The following is an 18,468-nucleotide window of genomic DNA, read 5'->3' on the forward strand; positions in this document are numbered from 1 at the left end:
AAGGAGTTTATGAAATGAGCAAAATTATTGGTGAAGCACTATCAAATATTCCTTGGCAGGATAAGCCCAGTGGCTATAACGCTCCAGTGTGGCGATATACCCATAATCCGATTATTCAGCGAGATGCACAGTTAAACTCGAACAGTATTTTTAATTCCGCGGTTATTCCTTTTGAAGAGGGATATGCAGGGGTATTCCGTTGTGACTCCAGATCTGTAAGTATGGACATATTCGCTGGCTTCAGTCAGGACGGGCTTCAATGGGAGATTAATGAGAATCCGATCCAATTTGAAGGCGACGAATATGTAACAAAGCGGGAGTATCGTTACGATCCACGCGTCTGCAAAATCGAGGATAAATATTATGTTTCTTGGTGTAATGGATACCATGGTCCTACAATTGGTCTCGCATATACGTATGATTTCAAAACCTTTCACCAATTAGAAAACGCTTTCCTGCCATACAACCGGAATGGTGTATTATTTCCGCGCAAAATAAATGGCAAATATGCGATGTTAAGCCGTCCAAGTGATACGGGGCATACACCATTTGGAGATATCTTTTTTAGTGAGAGCCCTGACCTGACGTATTGGGGAAAGCATCGTTACGTGATGGGTACGATCAATTCGGACGCTTCTGCATGGCAATCGAAGAAAATTGGTCCAGGGCCGATTCCAATTGAAACAGATCGCGGATGGTTGTTGATCTATCATGGCGTAATAAATACGTGTAACGGGTTCGTATATCGGATGGGTGTTGCTTTATTAGATTTGAATGAGCCATGGAAGGTGTTAGCACGTTCACGAAATTATATTCTCGGACCAGAGACATTGTATGAGTGTGTAGGAGATGTGCCGAATGTCACCTTCCCTTGCGCAGCACTTTCGGATGGCGATACAGGCCGAATTGCAATTTACTATGGCTGTGCTGATACCGTAACAGGCGTTGCCTTCACAACTGTGGATGAGTTGTTCGACTATATGGATAAGTATCCGCTCGAGAATTAGTAGAGTAAGCGAAGTGTCATAGCAAGTTAAAATAACTATAGGGAGAGATTGAGATGTCCAGCAAACGACCTTGGAAAATATACGCAATCCATCATTCTCATACAGATATCGGATATACAGAGCGTCAAGAGAAAATTCAGCAGTATCATGTTAATTTCATTCGCCAGGTCTTGCATATTTTACGTGAAAGCAAATCGGGACGTCGTCCGGAATGGCAAGGCTTTAAGTGGGTCTGTGAGACATTTTGGCCGATTGAAACCTTTCTGAAGCAGGCGACAGAGCAAGAGAAGATAGAGTTCGCTGAGGGCGTGAGACAGGGAGCTATCGGGTTGTCGGGGACTTATCTAAATATGACAGAATTAATTGGTAAAGAGCTATTCCAATCGATGATTGCGCGGGTGTGTGATTACGGACAGTCCATTGAAATTCCTGTAACATCGGCAATGACAGCAGATATTAACGGTTTCAGCTGGGGGTATGGTCAGGTATTGCTGGATGCTGGGATCCAGAATCTGTCCACCTGTATTCATACGCATCATGGAATGTTTCCTTGCTGGAAGAAGCAGCAGCCGTTCTGGTGGGAGATGCCTTCAGGGGATCGCCTGTTGACGTGGAGCGGAGAGCATTATGTGTTCGGAAATGATCTGGGGCTTGTACCTGGCATGGGTGGAAAATATACGATTAAAGATGAATTCGATATGAGTAAGGGCGCGGATTTTGAAATAGCTGAACAACGGATCGGGCGTTATATCGATCGTCTGACAGAGGATGGCTATGCATTTGATTTCTTTCCGGCGATGTTCTCAGGCTTGCCTACGGATAATAACCCGCCAAATGCGGCGGCAATAGAGTTTATCCAACAATGGAACACCAAGCATGGGGACCGGATTTTAATTCAAATGGCAACGCTAGATGACTTCTTTGCAGAAGTCCGTGCCCATGCAGCACAGCACCCGGAAGATATTCCTGTTTATCGAGGAGATTGGCCAGATTGGTGGACGGATGGGGTTGGCTCGACACCAAAGCATGTACAAGTATTCCGTGAGGCGCAGCGGGTGTACCAGAAGGTAAGAAGACTAGATCCTAATTATGACATCATTTCCCCGGAAGCTATTAAGGACATGGAATATCAATTAACGATGTTCGCTGAGCACACATGGGGCTATCATTCTTCCATTTCGGAGCCTTGGAACCCGTTTGTTCAGGAGTTGGGCTTGCGTAAGGAGGCATTTGCAGCAAATGCGAGCACCGCTGCACATCGCGCATTGTACGAAATCCTTGAAGCCAAGGGAGATGCACTGCTTGCACCGGGTCGGCCGATGAAGTTCAAAATTTGCAATCCTTACAGCTATGTTCAGGAGGATCATGCTCATCTTATTCTTGAGGGTTGGTATTACGAGCAGATTAAAGAAGGGTTTGAGGTGCATGATTTCAATACAGGTGAGGTGCTCCCATCTCAACTGCGTCTTGCGCATCGCGGGGTTATTGTAACCATTCCGGTCATGCTGGAGCCTCAGGAAGAAAAAGTGCTTCATATCGTAGCGGTTAAGCCAACAATTAAAACCGCATATATGAACGATTATGTGGCATCGGATCGTGTATTGGATTTGGATGTTACCCATGAAGTAAAGGACTTCCATGTGACATCCACATACGCTGAAACACCATTTGTACGTATTGAATGGAAGAAGGGTGAAGGAATCACCTCTTGGAAGGATAAGGAGACTGGACAGGAGCTGCTACGTGCAGACCGGAATCATCATGCATTCACACCGGTATATGATGTTACGCCAGCCACAAAGGTGGTCGAAATGACGGAGGTTCGTCGTCTTATGGGCCGTAATCGGAAAGGTCCGAATGCGATTGTATCTACAGGTGTGTTGACAAGTGCAGAAATTGTTGGACAGGGAGAGCTTTATAGCATGATTCAATTGACCTATGAAGTCTCCGGTTGTGAGCATTATTCCTTATTCTTAACCGTGTATGCGGATCGTCCTCGTGTCGATGTGTCGGTACGGATGCATAAGGAAAGTGTATGGAAGCCTGAGAATTTGTATATTTCACTTCCGTTTGGCGGCGCATTGACAACCTCTACGCAGGAGCTGTGGGTAGATAAGATGGATGCCCTAACTCGTCTGCGCAAGGATCAATTACCAGGCAGCTTGGCCGATTATACGGCTGTTGGCGAAGGTGCTGCATACATTTCAAAGGAGCAAGGTATTGTGATTGCGATGCCAGACACTCCGTTGATTCAAGTGGGTGCTTTAGAGCATAAATATCGTCTACTTAATGGCGATGCAAGACTAGAACAGGACCCTGCGCACTTGTACGCCTGGGTGATGAATAACTATTGGGAAACCAACTTTGCAGCTACGCTTGGCGGCTTCTATGAATTCCGCTATTACATTACATGGGGTGAGAAGTTTAACAACCCTGAAGTATCGTTCGACATGTGTCGGGGGATGAATGCAGGAATCCTGGCGTGGAGACAATTCTAGTTCATGTGAACGGGAGGAATTGTAAGCTATGAGATATAAAGATTCATCTTTGCCGATTCATGAGCGTGCTATAGATTTATTGGCTCAAATGACGCTGGAGGAGAAGATCGGGCAGCTCCTCCAGCCCTTCGGCTGGAAGGCGTATGAGAAATCAGAAGGCAAGATTCAATTGACAGAAGTATTTAAGGAAGCAATTGCAAGCGGTGGCGTGGGCTCTTTGTATGGTGTGCTGCGTGCAGATCCTTGGACAGAGGTATCATTGGAAACTGGGTTGTCACCTTTGGAAGGCGCAGAAGTAACGAATCTGATCCAGCAATATGCGATTGAGCATACACGTCTGGGTATTCCGATTCTGCTGGGTGAGGAGTGCTCTCATGGTCATATGGCGATTGGCAACACCGTCTTTCCCGTACCGCTTGCTATCGGAAGCACATGGAATAGGGAATTATTCCGGCAGATCTGTCAAGCAGTGGCTGCAGAGACTCGCGCTCAAGGAGGGGCAGCAACCTACTCCCCAGTACTAGATATTGTACGTGATCCGCGCTGGGGGCGAACAGAAGAATGCTTTGGGGAAGATCCATATTTAAATAGTGAAATGGCAGTAGCTGCGGTAATGGGCTTACAAGGTGATTCATTAAATACAGACCATACGATCCTGGCAACATTAAAGCATTTCGTCGCGTATGGCAGCTCGGATGGTGGTCGTAATGCGGACACCGTACGGATGGGAAAACGCGAGTTAATGGAGAAGGATTTGCTGCCATTCCAGAAGGCAATTGAAGCTGGGGCTAAATCTGTTATGACCGCTTACAATGAAATTGACGGTGTTCCGTGTACTTCGAGTAAGGAGTTATTAACAGAGGTACTTCGTGAGCAATGGGGCTTTGATGGCTTCGTCATTACGGATTGTGGTGCGATCAGCCAGCTTAAACACGGTCACCAGATTTGTGAGACCGAAGAAGAGGCGGCGACTCTTGCACTTAAAGCTGGTGTGGATATGGAGATGTCTGGTGAAACATTTGGCAGATATCTAATAAATGCATTACAGCTGCAGTTGATTGACATTTCCGATATTGATCTCGCAGTCGAACGAATTCTGCGTGCGAAGTTTGAATTGGGATTGTTTGAACGTCCCTTTGTTGATCCGGCTACAGCACAGCGTGTCGTTGGACAACAGTTGCATTTAGAGATGGCGCGACAAGCTGCACGTGAAGGCATCATTCTTTTGAAGAATCATGATGAGGCTCTGCCGCTTTCTCCGTCACTTGGTAAGATTGCCGTTATTGGGCCGAATGCCAACAATATTTATAATCAATTGGGTGACTATACTTCACCACAGGAGCGTCATCACATCATTACCGTTTTGGACGGGGTTCGCGCTAAATGTGCAGGACTCAGCGAAGTGCTGTATGCTCCGGGCTGCCGCGTGAAAGATCCATCGAAAGCAGGCTTTGAGAAGGCAATGGAGGTGGCGTCAGCAGCGGATACCATTATTGCAGTTGTCGGGGGATCAAGTGCACGTGATTTCGGTGAAGGTACGATTGATTTGAAGACAGGGGCTGCCGTCATTACGGATCAATTTAGTCTTAGTGATATGGAATGTGGAGAAGGCTTCGATCGTGCAGAGCTGAACTTATGCGGTGTGCAACTTGATCTGCTGCAGGAGCTGCACAGCTTGAATAAAAAACTGATTGTTGTCTATATCAATGGTCGTCCCATTGTCGAGCCTTGGGTAGATGAGCATGCGGATGCCATTCTGGAGGCTTGGTACCCGGGACAGCAGGGCGGGCATGCGATTGCTGATATTTTGTTCGGAGACTATAATCCATCCGGCCGGCTTACACTATCCATTCCAAAGCATCCAGGGCAATTACCGATTTATTACAATAAGAAACGCTCCAGAGGTCATCGCTATCTTGAGGTGGACTTTCATCCGCAATATGTGTTTGGTTATGGTCTAAGCTATACAAGCTATCAATACGAGCATATTCGCTTGGATCAGACACAAATAGAGCTGGATGATTCTTGTACTGTATCCGTGGAGGTTACGAATATTGGCGATGTAGCTGGACATGAGGTTGTTCAGCTATATATAAAAGATTGCACTAGCACAATTACACGCCCGGAACGAGAATTAAAAGGATTTCAGAAGATTTATATTGAGCCTGGTGAGATGCGTACCGTTCAATTTCATATTACTCCACGGGAGCTGCAGTTTGTCGGTTCTGATTTGCAGTGGATGGTTGAGCCTGGCAAATTTGAGATCATGATTGGATCGAACGTAGGCAATATCATTTCAACAAGCTTAGAGGTTGTTCCTCGTTACTTGAGATAGTAATCACGGGAGGGTTACCAAATTATGAAAGAGCATCGTTTACCTACTATTGAAATTAATAAGTTCCCTCTGCCTCAGGCGGTTCAGCAAGTTATGAAGGACGCTAGTGAACGTCTGGCTCATCGTCCGAAGCTGCGTCAATTATTCCAGAATTGTTTTCCAAATACATTAGAAACAACTACTAAGCTGTTGGATGACGGAACAACATTTGTGTTAACTGGCGATATTCCGGCGATGTGGCTGCGTGACTCTGTTGAGCAGGTTATTCATTATGTTCCTTTTGCCAAGGAAGATGCTGAGCTTGGGCGGATTCTAGAAGGCTTAATACGCCGTCATATGTTTTATATTCAAATCGATCCTTATGCGAATGCTTTTAACGAGTCTGCAAATGATTGGCATTGGAATGCAACGGATGAGACAGACAGCTCGCCTTGGGTATGGGAGCGTAAATTTGAGCTGGATTCCATGTGCTTCTCATTCCGCTTGGCATATCTATATTGGAAAGAAACCGGACGCACCGGGATCTTTGATGAAGTTTTCCGAACTTCACTACTGAAGATGTTGAACGTATGGCAGATTGAGCAGGAGCACAAGGAGCAGTCAACCTACCGCTTTCAACGTCACAACGGCATCATGATAGATACATTACGTAAGAACGGTTTGGGGATGCCGGTAAATAATGTTGGACTGATCTGGTCAGGCTTCCGCCCCAGCGACGATGCGTGTGACTTTCACTTCAATATTCCATCGAATATGTTTGCCGCTGTAACGCTTCACCAATTGCAGGAAATTGCTCAATATGTATATAGAGATTCAAATCTCGTAGCCCGAATGTCGGCAATGGAAGAAGAAATCCGGCATGCAATTGAGCTCTATGGAATCATTGACCATTCCAAATACGGCAAGATGTATGCGTTCGAAACGGATGGTTTCGGTAACCATTTATTGATGGACGATGCAGGTACTCCGAGCTTAATGTCAGCACCCTATCTAGGCTACTGTGCGCCAGACGATCCAATATATTTGAATACCCGCAAATTTGCCCTGAGTGAGGATAATCCCTATTTCTTCAAAGGCGAGAAGCTGAGCGGCATTGGCAGTCCACATACTAGCACGGGATTCGTATGGCATCTTGCCTATACGATGCAGGGATTAACCGCAGTTGATCCTAAAGAAATGCTCGAGATGATTGAAATCTGTGAGTCGACAGATGCTGGTACTGGATTTATGCATGAGGGATTTGATGTCAATGATTCAACCCAATTTACACGTGAGTGGTTCGCTTGGTCGAACAGCCAGTTCGCACAGCTTGTGTGGAAGGCATTGGAATCAGGCATATTGCCCTAAAATATATCACTATGAGCGGGATAGAGCTCACTAACTGTATAGGAGTGACAACTATGTTCGAGAAAAGACCTATTAACCCTATTCGGTACACTCAACAAATGAAGCCAGATACAGTTACGCCATATGCAAAAGCCGGAGTCCAGCGAGGTTTTGAAGCAATACTGTCCCCGCTTCTACAACAAGCTGCAATGAATTCCACTAGTATTATTAATGTAGCTATTGACGGAACGCATGGTGCCCAATATCAGCACGTCCTGGCAAGGATCATAGATGTATTGGAGCAAGAAGGGCATAAGACGGTTCTCATCGGTACCAATAGTTTTGTGAAGACAAGCGAAGAACTTCGTATGTTCTTTGAAGCGAATATTACAGATAATCGTGCATTTGGTTATTTTTCGGATGCTACGATTGCAGATTATTTCGTCCTAGAAGCACAAGACAAGATAGACAACTACAAAAAACAGATTCAATTACCTGCCCACCAAACAACCTTCATCATCACGTTTGGACCAGGGGCCTATTGGCTCGGGAACGGCAACTACGATATTACCTACTTCTTGGATGTATCTCGTGAGTATCAGCAATTGGAACATAAAGCACATTTATTGAATTTCGGCTTTAGTTGGAACCGAGATGTGGTGGAGAAGTATAAAATCTGTCTATTTGTGGAATGGCCAGTACTGGAAACTTACCGAAAAGAAGTATTGGATTCGATCCACTATTACGTGGATATGAATGAGCCCGAGTGTCCCAAGCTAACGACGGTCTTCACCCTACGCCAGATGATTGCAGATATCGCCAAGTCCCCTATGCGTGTGAAGCCGTTCTTCGCGCCAGGGATATGGGGCGGTCAATATTTGAAGAAATTCGCGGAGCTTCCGAAGGAGTGGGCCAACTGCGCATGGAGCTTTGAACCGATTGCACCGGAGAACTCCATTTTGCTGAAATACAACGACGAAATAATCGAGGTCCCCTTCCTCATAGTCATGCATTATGAGCATCCGGCCATTCTCGGGAATCGTATTGTCGGGCTGTTTGGTGATTATTTTCCGATTCGCTTCGACTACCTTGATACCATCGACGGAGATAGCTTGTCGTGCCAGGTACATCCGAAGCAGGAGTATATTCGTGAGACATTTAATGAATTTATGGCACAGCAAGAATCGTACTATATCATGGAGAATTTAGAGAATACATCTGTGTTCTTGGGACTGACCGAACAATGTACGAAGGAGGAATTCTTAAATGCGGTACACCATGCACAAGAAACTGGTGAACCTATTCAAATCACTGACTTCGTTAATCAATATGAAGCGAATAAGGGGGATTTATTCCTAATTCCTACAGGGACTGTTCATGCCTCTGGAAAGAACAACTTAGTACTCGAAATATCCTCTACGACATGGTGGTTTACGTTCAAAATCTACGATTTCCTTCGTAAAGGAATGGATGGCAAGCCACGTCCTATTAATATTGATCATGCCTTTGACAATATTGATTTCGATAAAAGAACGGCATGGGTAGAGGACAATTTGATTCCTAAGCCAAGCTTGCTGCAAAAGCAGGGGATTAACGAGGAGTATGTTCTTGGACAGCGTGAAGATCTACTGTTTTATGTTCATCGTGTGCACTTACATGATACATGGGTGGACCATACAAATAACGAAATGGTAATGTATAACTTGGTTGAGGGAGAAAAGGTTCGTATAGTATCCTGTGCAGATGAATCTATATATGTGGAGTTACAATACGCGGAATCATATATCCTTCCAGCCGTGTTCAGTGCCTATAAAATTATAAATATCGGAAACAAGCCATGTAAGCTTGTGAAAGCAGGCGTATCCAAGGCATGGGATGTGAGTCTCCTTTGAAGCCTAAAGTCGTGATCGCTTTAGACGTGGGAGGAACCTTTATTAAATCTGGTTTAGTCGTGGATGGAGAATTGCAACAGGCTAGCTGCAAGCAGCATCCTGCACTTGCTGATCAAGATGCCGAAGTGATTATAGAGCAATTTATTTCTATATTCGAAGATCAATATCAGTTTTATACCGTTACACTAGGGAAATCGGCAAACTGTACTTGGAATATCGGTCTCGCCTTTCCTGGGCCCTTTGATTATCAGCAAGGTATCTGTTATATTCAGGGGCTTAGTAAATATGAGGCATTGTATGGTAAGAATGTACGAGAAGTAATATATACCCGGTTCAATACCTTACAACATAAGGAATGGGCGAAGCACCTGCTGCAGGCAGATATTCGCTTTGAGAATGATGCGAAGCTGTTTGCCTTAGGCGTAAGCAGGTTATTTCCAAATGAACGATATATTTCGTTAACTTTAGGGACAGGGTTAGGCTCCGCATTTATTGATCGTGCATCGATTCTGAACGAAGGACCAGGTGTTCCCGAGGACGGTTGGCTTTTTGATAAACCTTTCCTGGAGAGCACCATAGATAACGCCTTCTCACGTCGCGGAATTCTTCGCCTGGCTGAGCAGATGGGAGCTCTAGAAAAAGGAATGGACGTGAAGGAACTCGCAGAACAAGCAAGAAACGGGAATAGCTTGTGCTGCAAGGTGTTTGAAGAATTCGGTGCACGATTGGCTAGGATGCTAAAGTCCTATGTTATAGACTATCAGCCAAACCGCATCGTTATTGGCGGACAGATTGCCAAGAGCATCGATTTATTTAGCCCCGCCCTCCAGAAGGGATTGGCTGATTCATCTATTGGTATATTTACTTCAGAAAATGTGTTCGAACACACGCTTATCGGAATATCGAGATTATTTGACGATTCCTTAGGATTCAATTGATAATTCAAAGATAACCAGTTACCGATCGATGTCGGTGACTGGTTATTTTTATGCTCCATCTTCGGCCAGAAATTGAGCATTTCATCAGGGATTATAAATGAACTTGTCGGTTCATTTATAGTTCATATTCCAGTGATAGGATTCACAGTATAATAATAAGCGTTGGAAGGTCGTGCAACATGACAAAAGTAAAACAAACCGTAGATTATCCTTTGTATAATGGACAGCCGTATTTCATGCCTATTGGCAAATGGGTAGTGATCCTTGCAAGTATCGTTGTAGGCTATTTAACAATGACAGTAGAGATTCCTTTTCTGCCTAATGAAGTGCAGAGCAAGATTGCTCCTTTTCTATTCACGCTGTTTCCGTTAATCGCATTAGTGTGGGCAACCAAAGGGAAGTTGGGAATTCTCTTCAAAAAGCCTGAAGTAAGTCATGTATTATACGGGATTTTATTCTTTATTATTAATTTCATCGTAACGTTGGGGGTAGCTGCGCTGCTTTCATCGATGGGAGCTGTAACAGTAAATGCGGTGCTAGGTCATGGGGATACCCTTTCAACAGGTGAGAAGCTCTGGACATTGTTCTTCTCAGGATTTCAATTAATTGGCGAGGAATTGTTAACGATCTTGCCATTCCTGGCGATTATGCAGCTTTGCTTTATTGGCTTTAAAATGTCACGCAAGGCGTCCGTGTTTATTGCATTAATCGTAACAGCGCTCATTTTTGGTGCACTACACTTAAAAACGTACAATTTTAATTTTGCTCAGGCCATTCTGGGAATCGGAATCGCTCGAATTATTCTAACGCTTGCTTACATGAAAACAAAGAATATCTGGACGTCGATCATTGCACATATTTTAAATGACTGGGCAATATTTGGGACTAGTATGTTAGGTGGCGCAGTAGCAGCACCGTTCCTGATGCATTTCTTGCATTAAGAGCCGGAGAATTTCCGTAGACTCACAAAGAGGTTAAGCATATAGTGCGATAGATATTGAGGAGATTTCTGAGGTACAGAAGCACAGCTGATTGGATATCCAATCGGCTTTTTTTGCTATTTAGTTTAAATTCCTATCAATCTCTCTATCATCAGATATCCCTCTGGAGGGATACCCAGCCCCCGTTATTATTGGTATACTTTAACAAATGATTCTACTTATGGAGTGTTTAAGGAGGTTATGATCGATGAGATCGAGCGGTATTCTTCTGATTTTTATAGCGCTTATAGTAACCGGTTGCTTTAACCAGCCATCCAATGGAGAAGACAAATTCACAACTACCATTAATGAACAAGAAGATGTGATAAACAGCCATGGAATGATTGTTAAGAATCTTAAGAAGCTGGATGCTTTTATCAAAAATAAAGCGGGTAAACAGCGTGTGGTTCATTACACAATTGAGGGTGATCCGATCTTTAATGACTTGAAATATACTGACCAAGGGATTGAAATGCGGCATGATAATTCCGAAGATACGTTTGGTAGTCCCCAAGTAACCACATACACTTGTCAGAACCTTGTTAGAAACGAAACGGATAAACTTCTGTCGTATACCTTAACGGGCTGCGAGGGCGAACAAGCAAAGATCGAGCTGCTACAGATTCCTTTTGACGTAACGAAACAAGATAAGTTTGAGTTGGTTTTAAAGTATGGTGTGAACCAAAAGAACGAAATTAATACGATAGAGAAGAAGTTGGTCAAAGATCTCCAGAATGGGGAAGTAGTCGAGGTTAGTGATTTTGAGCTTTCTGAACAGGAACGTGGACAAATCTATAAAGAAATGGTACTAGCGAATTACTTAGGTGAAAAAGAGTTATCTACCGAGTGTAATCGAAAACCTGCTGTAAGTTACGATTTATCGGTTCAGATTAATAGTGGAGAGCGTCATTATCAGTGGACAGAATGCCAGAATACTGAGGATGATGGTCAGATGACTGAACTAGCTCAAGCGATCATTAAGATCGTGCAGGACGGAAGCATTTATAAGCAACTGCCTGAGGTTAAGGGGTATTACGAATAATTACACTATATAAATTGAATTTTGAAACTTTGGAAAAGGGAACGGAGTGACGGAGGGGGATTTTGAACTGTAGGAGCGATAGCGTTCGCCTGAAAGCTTTCCGTAGGAAAGCTCGCTCCGGAAGAATAGGCTCACCGGATTTCAACCGTGAAACACGGTATATAATCAAGAAATCTGGGGACAACAGCGACCGGAAGTCCAAACATTCACCGCAGTTGCGACTGATCTTTAACTATATCTAGCATTCATATTTATTCTCAGATCATTGGAGGCAGCATTCATGCACCGAATATTGTTAATTGAAGATGACGAAGCAATTAGTGAAATGGTTAGGTCCTATTTAGTAAAAGAGGGCTATGAAGTGGAAACGGCGTTTGATGGTGAAGTAGCGGAAAGGACATTCCGTACTAGTAATCCTTTTGATCTTGTATTATTAGATCTCATGCTGCCCAAGCGCAGCGGTACTGATATTCTCCAGACGATCCGTGCGACAAGTCTAGTTCCGGTGTTGATCATGTCAGCCAAGGACAGCGATGTGGATAAAGCGCTTGGACTTGGCTTTGGGGCAGATGATTATATTACCAAGCCATTTTCAATGATCGAATTAGCTGCAAGAGTGAAGGCTGCGATTCGAAGAGCGGGTTATGCTACCCCCACCATCCAACCGGAAGCTCCAATTCCTGCGAAGCAAAAGATTTCCATTGGTGGCCTGACTGTGGATTTGGATAATTTCTCTGCGCTAAAGAACGGGGGAGAAGTGAAGTTAACGTCTAAGGAATTTCATATTCTTAAGCTGTTCGTTACACATCCGGGCAGGGTCTTCACCAAAGCGCAGATTTATGCTAGCGTATGGGCAGATGATTATTTCGGAGATGAGAACGTTATTAATGTACATATGAGAAGATTACGCGAAAAAATAGAAGATGATCCCTCCCATCCAGAGTTCATCAAGACGTTGTGGGGGATCGGGTATAAGTTGGGAGAGCAGCTATAATGAGCATGGCGCTTAGTGTGGTCATTGTACTCCTGCTCGTCGTCATTGTATGGCAATATCAGCATTCGCGTAAAGCTTCCAGAGACCTGAAATATATTCATGACAAGCTAAGTAGCATCATGGCTGAAGGTTCACACGAAAGACTGCTGTTATTCAGTAGTAATGTGGAGCTGCAAAGTGTGCTGATTGATCTAAATCGGCTGCTCGACATTAATCATAAAGGAAGCATTGAGCGCGTGAAGCTGGAAAAGTCCATGCGTAATATGCTGTCGAACATTTCCCACGATCTTAAGACTCCGCTAACGGTAGTACTCGGTTATATTGAGACGATTCTTCAGGATGAACATATGCCAGCCGAGGAACGGGAACGTATAATGAATACGATTCACCAAAAAGCAAATGAAGTGATCCATCTGATGAACAAGTTCTTTGACTTGGCTAAGCTGGAATCAGGGGATCGGGAAATCAATCTTTCACGTGTTGAGGCAGGCGAGGTGTGCAGACGTAATATTCTCTCTTTCTATGATATCCTTAGCGCCAAGGGCAGTGAGGTGGAGATAGAAATCCCTGATGACCCGCTTTATTTCATGGGAAACGAAGAGGCGCTTGACCGGATATTGACCAATTTGTTATCGAATGCGATTGCTTACGGCGATGCCGGAGGCGTATTAGGCTTGAAACTCTATAGTGATAAGAGCAAAGTATACATAGATGTTTGGGACAGGGGAAAAGGCATTAGTGAAGTTCACCAGGATAAAGTATTCGAACGGCTCTATACACTGGAGGATTCGAGAAATCGATCATATCAAGGGAGCGGTCTGGGTCTGACCATCACCAAAAGATTAACGGAGCAGATGAATGGAACCATTACACTGGTTAGTCAACCGTTTGTGAGAACAGTATTTACCCTTTCTTTTCGTAGATTAAGCTTCTAAAGAATGAAATTGTGTACAGCTTAAGATTTTTGTAAGAATCGAGTAATAAAAAAGAAAATTCTGCTGTGTACAATAAGAACTAAGGAAGACGAGACGAAAACAAAGGGGAGCGCGGAAATGACTACAATACTTCGAACAAGAAATTTAACGAAAACCTACCAAGGCAAAGAAGCCGTTAGCAATGTGAATATGAATATTAAACAAGGTGAAATTTATGGCTTTCTTGGACCGAACGGTGCCGGCAAAACAACGGTCATGAAAATGATCACAAACCTCGTTAAGCCGACGAGTGGCGAGATTGAATTTTTTAATGAAAAAATGACAAATCATTCGTATGAAATGCTCAAACGGATGGGCTGCATCATTGAATATCCAGTGTTCTATGATAAACTCACAGCCAAGGAAAACCTGATCCTGCATGGAGAATATATGGGCTATTATGATCCGCAAGCGATTGGCGAAGCGCTGGAGCTGGTAAAGCTTACGGGTATCGATAAAAAGCCGGTGAAGCAATTTTCGCTTGGGATGAAGCAGCGCCTTGGTATTGCCAGAGCCTTTATGACGAAACCGGAGCTGCTCATTCTGGATGAGCCGATTAATGGACTAGACCCTGTGGGAATCAAAGAGATGCGTGAAGTGTTCCGGATGCTTAGCCGTGAATATGGTATGACGTTACTTGTATCTAGTCATATTCTGGGGGAGATCGAGCAAATTGCTGATACTATCGGTGTGATCCGGCAGGGTGCTCTGGTAGAAGAGGTGGCGATGGATTCCATTCGCGGTCAAAATACAGAATATATCGAAGTGGTTACGAATGAGATTAACAAAGCAGTGTACGTGTTGGAGCACAAGCTTGGCCTCAATAACTTCAAAGTACTAGATCATATTACAGTAAGAATTTATGACGGTGGTATCTCACAACGTGATCTGAATAAGGCGTTAGTGCTAGCAGACGTGGAGATTGAGAGCATCAGCAAGAAACAACATACGCTGGAAGATTATTTTTTACAATTGATTGGGGGTGAAGGCGTTGCTTAAATTAATATCTTTGGAGATTCGGAAGAATAAGCTAAAGACTCTTCTTACAGGGGCAGCAATCGTCAATCTCGCTATTCTTGGGTTTATGATTATGGTTTTATTCGTTGATCGAAATGAGAATGAACCGTCGTTCGCTTCTTACGCAGATATGTTTGAGGGTGTGTTCGTTTTTGTTAAGGCTGCTTATATTATTTTCGCTTCCGTTATTATTAGCAAGCTGGTGATTGATGAGTATAAGAACAACACTATTACTCTTCTCTTCATGTACCCTATCTCCCGTAAAAAGCTAATGACTGCGAAAATATTGATAGTGTTCGCCTTCACATTTGTTGCCATCATCGTGTCAGACATTGTAGTTGGAGCTATGCTAATAGGATTTAATTCGTTTGTAGGGCTTATCCCGGGTGAGTTAAACCTTCCTATAATCACTTCAGAGCTGATCAAGTTAGGCGCAAACGCATTTTACGCAGCGGGTATTGCTCTGATTCCTTTGTACTTTGGAATGAAGAAAAAATCAGTTCCTGCCACCATCGTCTCGGCGGTGTTAGTTACGTCCCTAATTTCTGGTGGATTTGATCAAGCACGCTTAGGTAATTTAGCGGCGGTGTCGATCTCGCTTGGCTTGATTGGAGCAGGTATTGCCTATATGGCGATTCGCAATATTGACCATAAAGATATAGCCTAAAATATTTATAGAAATCCCTCTTAAGAATCTCAGTACGATGTGTAAGTCATCGTGGTCGGGTTCTAAAGGGGGATTTAGTGTTTATCTGCGACCGATTAAAGTATATTTGCTATAATGGTCAAAATAGAAGAATTTAAAATTTAAGATGATTTCCGCTCATTTTAGGGTAATGATAATGGATGAGAGAGCCTGAGGTGAAATGAATTGTGGATAAAGACTGGACGTCCATTCTAACACGATTGCTTTCGGAAGAGAGCGCTTATAAATCGTTATATGACCATCATCCTAATTTGATATTTGTGTTGGATCGGCAAGGTCACTGCGTAGGAACGAATCGTACGTTCTATCTAGAATCCAGTGCAGAAGCATCGTTCCAAGATATAGGTCTGACAGCACTTAAAAGAATATACCTTGTTGATGTAGCTAGTTTTGAGGCTGCCCTGCAAGGGAATCCCTCTAGCTTTGAATTGCAAGATCTGAACAATCCCAAAGCGGACGTTGTGAAGGGAAACTTTATTCCTATAACGATAGACGAGGGAATTGTTGGGGTATTCGCGATCATACAAGTGGATAACAGCAACTATCATCATTATTCGGAAGGGTTACATGACTGGCTAAACGCATTAGCAGATTCTTTTCATGCTAAATTATCGAATAAGGTAGAACTAGAGTCAAACTACAAATCTACTTTTGTTGCTGAAGTCGAAGATAAACGAGCGAACCTTATTCTGAACTCCGTCTCAGCTGGAATATTCGTACTAGATAATATAGGGCGAGCGCTCTTTATTAACCGTGAGGGAGCAGATATGTTAGGTTACCAGCCTACAGAATTGGTTGGCCTGAAGCTGATGGAATATATTCATCAAATCCAAGGCGATGGCTCACGTTATTCAACCCCTGATTGTCAGATCAGTCTTACAATTGCAGATGGAATTATCCGCAGGAAAGACGATGAGATCTTCTGGCGTAAGGATGGAACCAGCTTTTTTGTCAATTATCGGGTCTCGCCTCTTATGGATGGGGGGATGATCTCAGGAGCAGTTATTGCTTTTAGTGATATTACGAATGCGAAAGAAATCATTCGCGCTAAAGAATCTGCGGAACAGGCGGCGCAAGCCAAATCTGATTTCTTAGCGATGATGAGTCATGAAATTCGGACACCGATGAATGGAATGATAGGGATGTCAGATCTTTTACTTGAAACTGATCTTGGAGAAGAACAGCGGGGGTATGTCGAGATTTTACGAAGCTGTAGTTACACGCTTTTACAGATCTTGAATGACATTCTTGATTTCAGCAAGATGGAAGCGGGTAAAATGCCACTGCAAACCGAATCGTTTGAACTTCGAGAGATGATATCGGACATTATTGATTTATTTACGCCTAAAGCCGAAGAGAAGAAGCTGGCCTTGCGGTGGTGGGCGGATACGAGTGTTCCAACAACGTTACTGGCTGATCCGATCCGTTTGCGACAGATTATTGTCAATCTGGTTGGAAATGCTCTGAAATTCACTGAACATGGGAGCGTTACACTATCGGTTAAGAACATTCCACTTTCGGATTCAAAAGAATATTTATTGGAATTCTCTGTCCGTGATACAGGTGTTGGGATTGCCGATAATAAACTCAATTTATTATTTCAATCCTTCTCACAGCTGCACCCGATCATCAACCGTAAATATGGCGGTACAGGGTTGGGACTCGCTATTTGTAAGCAGCTGGTTGAGCTGATGGGTGGGACAATCTTTGTAGAAAGTGAAGAGAATAAAGGTTCAACATTCCGGTTTATGTTACCATTCATAAAAAAAGAGGTCGAGTTAAATTCAACTTCAAATCAGGAGGGGTAAACGCACAAATCCCCGGTTCATTGACTTACGAAGCAATGGCCGGAGATTTGCGTTAGATTATTAATCTTGAAGCATATACATGAGACCTACAGTATGTGGGCCACAATGGCTACCAATAACACAACCTGCGTTGAGGATAGCGATCTCATTCACTTGAGTTTTCTCTCGTATCGCTGTCTCTAGATAGTGAGCATCTTCTTCAGCTAAGGTATGAACAACGATGAGCAGCTCTTTATCCATCCGATCGACGTTAACCAAGGCGTTCTGGAGCATTTGTTCCACGGCTTTTTCTTTTTTGCCACGAATTTTACTAGTAGGTACGATGCTGCCGTCTACAAGTCTAAGAACAGGACGAATTTTTAGCAGACTACCGATGAAATTCTGCATACCTGAACAGCGTCCACCCATATATAAGTAATCTAGCGTATCTACCACGAATTCTGTTTCTACAAGATTACGACTCTGCTTCAGCATAGCTGCAATCTCAATGGCACTGTAACCTTTTTCAGCGGCTCTGACAGCTTTCATAACGAGAAGAGCGATGCCTCCACATAAGGTCTGTGAATCAATAACCTGTACACGCCCCTCTGGGAATTCCCCAGCTGCCAAAAGTGCATTCTGATATGTAGAGGATAATGATGAGGAGAGACTGATATATACAATATCATCTCCACGGCTAATTACCGGATGAAAAGCGGCGATAAAGTCAGCTGGCGAAGGCGCGGCCGTCTTTGGCAATACTCCGCTTGCTGCGACACGGCGATACACTTCTTCTGGTGTGATATCTTCACCATCTTTGTAGGTTCCTTCTTCAAACACTACGTAAAGGGGAACGATGCCGATATTAAAAGTATCCTTCCAGCCTTGAGGCAAATCGGAAGTGCTGTCTGAAAATATTTTTACAGTAGACATGAATTTCTCCTTCACCGATAATCGGACGACAATAGTCAT

Annotated in this window: 14 protein-coding genes; 13 read left to right on the forward strand and 1 reads right to left on the reverse strand. The window is 43.7% G+C overall.

Annotated elements, in window-relative coordinates; all coding sequences use genetic code 11:
• Positions 1 to 14 precede the first annotated feature (14 nt).
• The 13 genes from NSS87_RS08815 to NSS87_RS08875 all read left to right on the forward strand — a co-directional run bounded on the left by NSS87_RS08815 (position 15) and on the right by NSS87_RS08875 (position 17,517).
• The gene (locus NSS87_RS08815; RefSeq protein WP_042186291.1) at positions 15 to 1,007 is read left to right on the forward strand and encodes a glycoside hydrolase family 130 protein; all 993 of its coding nucleotides are present in this window, start codon (positions 15 to 17) and stop codon (positions 1,005 to 1,007) included.
• 53 nt (positions 1,008 to 1,060) lie between these two features.
• On the forward strand, positions 1,061 to 3,505 hold the full coding sequence (locus tag NSS87_RS08820) for a glycoside hydrolase (RefSeq protein WP_339246349.1): 2,445 nt from the start codon (positions 1,061 to 1,063) through the stop codon (positions 3,503 to 3,505).
• Between the two features lie 28 nt (positions 3,506 to 3,533).
• Positions 3,534 to 5,840 (forward strand): glycoside hydrolase family 3 N-terminal domain-containing protein, encoded by a 2,307-nt coding sequence (locus NSS87_RS08825; protein ID WP_339246352.1) that lies wholly within the window; start codon positions 3,534 to 3,536, stop codon positions 5,838 to 5,840.
• A 24-nt stretch (positions 5,841 to 5,864) separates the two neighbouring features.
• Positions 5,865 to 7,187: a glycoside hydrolase family 125 protein gene (locus tag NSS87_RS08830; RefSeq protein ID WP_339246354.1), complete on the forward strand. Its 1,323-nt coding sequence runs from the start codon at positions 5,865 to 5,867 to the stop codon at positions 7,185 to 7,187.
• Positions 7,188 to 7,240: 53 nt separating this feature from the next.
• Positions 7,241 to 9,058, forward strand: a complete 1,818-nt coding sequence (locus NSS87_RS08835; RefSeq protein ID WP_339246356.1) for a class I mannose-6-phosphate isomerase — start codon at positions 7,241 to 7,243, stop codon at positions 9,056 to 9,058.
• The gene (locus NSS87_RS08840; RefSeq protein WP_339246359.1) at positions 9,055 to 9,996 is read left to right on the forward strand and encodes an ROK family protein; all 942 of its coding nucleotides are present in this window, start codon (positions 9,055 to 9,057) and stop codon (positions 9,994 to 9,996) included. The genes NSS87_RS08835 and NSS87_RS08840 overlap by 4 nt, the downstream gene beginning before the upstream one ends.
• A 179-nt stretch (positions 9,997 to 10,175) precedes the next feature.
• Positions 10,176 to 10,937, forward strand: coding sequence for a type II CAAX endopeptidase family protein (locus tag NSS87_RS08845; protein WP_042186303.1), 762 nt, complete (start codon positions 10,176 to 10,178; stop codon positions 10,935 to 10,937).
• 247 nt (positions 10,938 to 11,184) lie between these two features.
• Positions 11,185 to 12,018, forward strand: coding sequence for a DUF4362 domain-containing protein (locus tag NSS87_RS08850; RefSeq protein ID WP_339246362.1), 834 nt, complete (start codon positions 11,185 to 11,187; stop codon positions 12,016 to 12,018).
• Positions 12,019 to 12,298: 280 nt separating this feature from the next.
• On the forward strand, positions 12,299 to 13,012 hold the full coding sequence (locus NSS87_RS08855; protein WP_339246365.1) for a response regulator transcription factor: 714 nt from the start codon (positions 12,299 to 12,301) through the stop codon (positions 13,010 to 13,012).
• Positions 13,012 to 13,947 (forward strand): sensor histidine kinase, encoded by a 936-nt coding sequence (locus NSS87_RS08860; protein WP_339246367.1) that lies wholly within the window; start codon positions 13,012 to 13,014, stop codon positions 13,945 to 13,947. Before NSS87_RS08855 ends, NSS87_RS08860 begins: the two co-directional genes overlap by 1 nt.
• Positions 13,948 to 14,064: 117 nt before the next feature.
• Positions 14,065 to 14,985 (forward strand): ABC transporter ATP-binding protein, encoded by a 921-nt coding sequence (locus NSS87_RS08865; protein WP_042186309.1) that lies wholly within the window; start codon positions 14,065 to 14,067, stop codon positions 14,983 to 14,985.
• Positions 14,969 to 15,670, forward strand: coding sequence for an ABC transporter permease (locus tag NSS87_RS08870; RefSeq protein WP_339246370.1), 702 nt, complete (start codon positions 14,969 to 14,971; stop codon positions 15,668 to 15,670). Before NSS87_RS08865 ends, NSS87_RS08870 begins: the two co-directional genes overlap by 17 nt.
• Before the next feature lie 206 nt (positions 15,671 to 15,876).
• Positions 15,877 to 17,517 carry an ATP-binding protein gene (locus NSS87_RS08875; protein WP_339246373.1) on the forward strand — a complete coding sequence of 547 codons (1,641 nt, stop codon included), beginning with the start codon at positions 15,877 to 15,879 and terminating at the stop codon, positions 17,515 to 17,517.
• Positions 17,518 to 17,577: 60 nt separating this feature from the next.
• On the opposite strand, the gene NSS87_RS08880 is transcribed toward NSS87_RS08875, so the two are convergent.
• On the reverse strand, positions 17,578 to 18,429 hold the full coding sequence (locus tag NSS87_RS08880) for a DegV family protein (RefSeq protein ID WP_339246375.1): 852 nt from the start codon (positions 18,427 to 18,429) through the stop codon (positions 17,578 to 17,580).
• Positions 18,430 to 18,468 lie beyond the last annotated feature (39 nt).

The organism is Paenibacillus sp. FSL F4-0243, assembly GCF_037963295.1.
In the GTDB taxonomy this organism is placed as follows: domain Bacteria; phylum Bacillota; class Bacilli; order Paenibacillales; family Paenibacillaceae; genus Paenibacillus_AQ.